This is a genomic window from Micromonospora sp. M51, from assembly GCF_018070305.1.
Classification (GTDB): domain Bacteria; phylum Actinomycetota; class Actinomycetes; order Mycobacteriales; family Micromonosporaceae; genus Micromonospora; species Micromonospora parva.
Genome location: NZ_JAGPXZ010000759.1, coordinates 1 through 2,830 on the forward strand (window position 1 = coordinate 1; position 2,830 = coordinate 2,830).

At 71.1% G+C, this 2,830-nt stretch carries 2 protein-coding genes and 1 pseudogene; 1 reads left to right on the plus strand and 2 read right to left on the minus strand.

Annotated elements, in window-relative coordinates; genetic code table 11:
* On the plus strand, positions 1-442 hold a 442-nt coding region (locus tag KBX53_RS28275; protein ID WP_247676351.1), incomplete at its 5' end, for a His/Gly/Thr/Pro-type tRNA ligase C-terminal domain-containing protein.
* A gap of 47 nt (positions 443-489) precedes the next feature.
* Here KBX53_RS28275 and KBX53_RS28280 read toward each other — a convergent pair.
* On the minus strand, positions 490-2,403 hold the full coding sequence (locus KBX53_RS28280; RefSeq protein WP_210862605.1) for an ABC transporter ATP-binding protein: 1,914 nt from the start codon (positions 2,401-2,403) through the stop codon (positions 490-492).
* A 191-nt stretch (positions 2,404-2,594) separates the two neighbouring features.
* Positions 2,595-2,830, minus strand: a pseudogene (locus KBX53_RS28285) (ABC transporter ATP-binding protein); the annotation flags it as partial.

Genomic DNA, 2,830 nt, shown 5'->3' on the forward strand with positions numbered 1-2,830 from the left:
GTACACCGATTCGGATGGCGGCCGGCGTCGACCGGTGATGCTGCACCGCAGTCTGGTCGGCAGCATGGAGCGGCTGTTCGCGTACCTCATCGAGGTGCACGAGGGGGCGTTCCCGGCCTGGTACGCGCCGGTGCAACTGGTGCTTCTGCCGGTCGACGACGGCCAGGCCGGCGCGGCGGCCGACCTGGCCCGCCGGGCGACCGAGGTCGGGCTGCGGGTCGCTGTCGACGTCGCCGGCTCGCTGGGCGCCCGGGTACGGGACGCGGCCCGCCGCCGCGTCCCGTACCTCGGGGTGTTGGGTGCCCGGGAGGTTGCCGACGGCCATCTCGCGCTGCGGCTGCGCGGCGGCCACGCCCTGGCTCCGATGCCCGCCGACGCCGCGCTCGCCCTGATCGGTGGGCAGGTCGCGGCCCGCGCCGCCGACCTGCTGCCGCAGGGCTGACCGACTGCCGGATCCGGGGCGGACCGCTGTACGCATGGCGGTCCGCCCTACACCGACGCCGGTTGCGCGGCGGGTTCCTCGTCGACCACCGCACCGGTGAACTGCGAGCGGTAGAGCCGGTGGTACGCCCCCTGGGCGGCGAGCAACTGCTCGTGGGTGCCCTGCTCGACGATCCGACCGTCCTCCATCATCAGGATGAGGTCGGCGTCGCGGATGGTGGAGAGCCGGTGCGCGATGACGAAGCTGGTCCGGTCCGAGCGCAGCGCGGCCATCGCCCGTTGCAGCAGCACCTCGGTGCGGGTGTCCACCGAGCTGGTGGCCTCGTCCAGGATCAGCAGGGACGGCTCGGCGAGGAACGCCCGCGCGATGGTGATGAGCTGCTTCTCGCCGGCGCTGACGTTGCTGCCCTCCTCGTCGATGACCGTGTCGTAGCCGTCGGGCAGGCTGCGCACGAACCGGTCCACGAAGGTGGCCCGGGCCGCGGCGAGGATCTCCTCCTCGGTGGCGTCCGGCCGCCCGTAGGCGATGTTGTCCCGGATGGTTCCGCCGAAGAGCCAGGTGTCCTGGAGCACCATGCCGATCCGGCCGCGCAGGTCGTCGCGGCGCATCGTGGTGATGTCCACCCCGTCGAGTGTGATCCGGCCGGCGTCCAGCTCGTAGAAGCGCATCACCAGGTTGACCAGTGTGGTCTTGCCGGCACCGGTCGGGCCGACGATGGCCACCGTGTGACCGGGCTCGGCGACCAGTGACAGGTCGTCGATCAGCGGCTTGTCCGCCTCATAGCGGAACGAGACGTGCTCGAACTCCACCCGACCGTGCGGGTCGGTGACCCGGGCCGGTTCGACCGGGTCGGGGGTCTGCTCGTCCGCGTCGAGCACCGCGAAGACCCGCTCGGCCGAGGCCACCCCGGACTGGAGCAGGTTGGCCATCGAGGCGAGCTGGGTGAGCGGCTGGGTGAACTGGCGGGAGTACTGGATGAACGCCTGCACGTCGCCGAGGCTCATCGTGCCGGAGGCCACCCGCAGCCCACCGACCACGGCGATCGCCACGTAGCTCAGGTTTCCGATGAACATCATCGACGGCATGATGATCCCGGAGATGAACTGCGCCCCGAAGCTGGCCCGGAACAGCTCCTCGTTCTTCGCGTGGAAGGCGGCCTCGACCTCACGCTGCCGGCCGAAGACCTTCACCAGCTCGTGACCGGTGTACGCCTCCTCGATCTGGCCGTTCAACTCGCCGGTGTGCGCCCACTGGGCGATGAACTGCTTCTGCGAGCGCTTGGCGATGCGCTGGGTGACCAGCACCGACAACGGCACCGCGACCAGGGCCACCAGAGCCAGCACCGGCGAGATCCAGAACATCACGGCCAGCACCCCGATGACGGTCAGCAGCGAGGTGAGGAGCTGGCTGAGGGTCTGCTGGAGGCTGGTGGAGATGTTGTCGATGTCGTTGGTGACCCGGCTGAGCAACTCACCGCGCGGCTGCCTGTCGAAGTAGGGCAGCGGCAGCCGGTTGAGCTTCTCCTCCACCTCGGCGCGCAGTCGCAGCACCGTGCGCTGGACCACGCCGTTGAGCAGCCAGCCCTGCCACCAGGACAGCAGGCTCGCCGCCAGGTAGAGCCCGAGCGCCAGCAGCAGCACCCGACTCAGCGCGCTGAAGTCGATGCCCACCCCGGGCACCACGTCCATCCGGGCCAGCATGTCGGCGAAGCTGTCGTTGCCGCTGGCCCGGGCCGCCGCGACGGCCTGGTCGGCGGTGGTGCCGGCGGGCAGTTGCCGGCCGATCACCCCAGTGAAGATCAGGTCGGTGGCGTGGCCGAGGATCTTCGGCCCGGCCACGCTGAACCCGACGCTCACCACTGCCAACGTGATGATCGCGGCCAGGTGCAACCGGTGTGAGCGCAGCCGGCCGAGCAATCGTCGGGCCGACGGGCCGAAGTTCATCGACTTCTCGGAGGGCATCCCGGCGCCAATCCACCCCGGGCCGCCGCCCTGACGGCCGGGCGGCAGCCGCTTCGGCGTCCGCGCGTCCCCGCCGGGCTGCTGCGCGGCGTCGCCGCCGGGCTGTTGTGGCGCGTCGCCTCCCGGCGTCCGCGGCTCGCCGGCCGGCTTCTGACTGGGTACGGCCGCGGTGCGGGGCTCCTCACGCTCGCTCATGCCGCCACCTCCGTCGTCTGCTGCGAGGCCACGATCTCGGCGTACGTCGGGCAGGTCTCCAACAGCTCGGCATGTCGTCCCACTCCGACGACCCCTCCGTTCTCGAGAACGATGATCTGGTCGGCGTCGATGATCGTGGAGACCCGCTGGGCCACGATCACCACCGCGGACTGTGCGGTGACCGGCCGTAGTGCCGCTCGCAGCCGTGCGTCGGTGCCCAGGTCGAGCGCGG

Excerpts from the sequence above, each read along its gene's own strand:
- KBX53_RS28280 (WP_210862605.1), bottom strand. The coding sequence starts at position 2,403 with ATGCCCTCCGAGAAGTCGATGAACTTCGGCCCGTCGGCCCGACGATTG.